The organism is Yersinia pekkanenii, from assembly GCF_001152565.1.
In the GTDB taxonomy this organism is placed as follows: Bacteria; Pseudomonadota; Gammaproteobacteria; order Enterobacterales; family Enterobacteriaceae; genus Yersinia; species Yersinia pekkanenii.
The window spans coordinates 1-461 of record NZ_CQAZ01000219.1 but is presented as its reverse complement, the minus strand read 5'-3'; the positions used below and the strand labels follow the sequence as shown (position 1 = coordinate 461).

Here is a 461-nt window from a genome sequence, read left to right as displayed (position 1 = left end):
CAAGCTGACGCGCCACTGAGCCTGAAAACCCCGGAAGAGCGGGCGCAGGAACAGGCCGAAAAAGACGAGGCCCGGCGTCAGTCATTGTCGCCAACACAGGCTGAAAAGAATGATGTGCCGCCTGAAATGGCTGATGCAGAGCGTCAACTGGCCAGAGCGTTCCAGCAGGAGCAACAGACGGGGACACTGCATCAACAACAACACACGGAACAGGCGGTCAATCTGGAACGACAACACAACCAGCAACAGGCGTTACAGCAGCTTGAACGTGAGATCGTCAAAGAGAAAACGTTGGGCGAATAATGAAGTTAAGGGCAGTTTTCGGTCAGCACGGCGGGAAACTGTGAGGTGCGGCTGATTATCCGGGCAACGGCGTAATATCTTGGCAGAAATCACAAAGTTGCGGTATCATCAGACCCAGAAAAGACAAACCCCCGTAAATCTAATCCTCAACTTGGCAG

The 461-nt window shown here is 53.4% G+C and carries 1 protein-coding gene; it reads left to right on the top strand.

Going from position 1 to position 461, the window contains the following annotated elements; all coding sequences use genetic code 11:
• Nucleotides 1-303 (top strand): hypothetical protein (locus AEP37_RS26875; protein WP_049615700.1); only part of this gene is annotated, 303 nt, incomplete at its 5' end.
• Between the last annotated feature and the right edge of the window lie 158 nt (nt 304-461).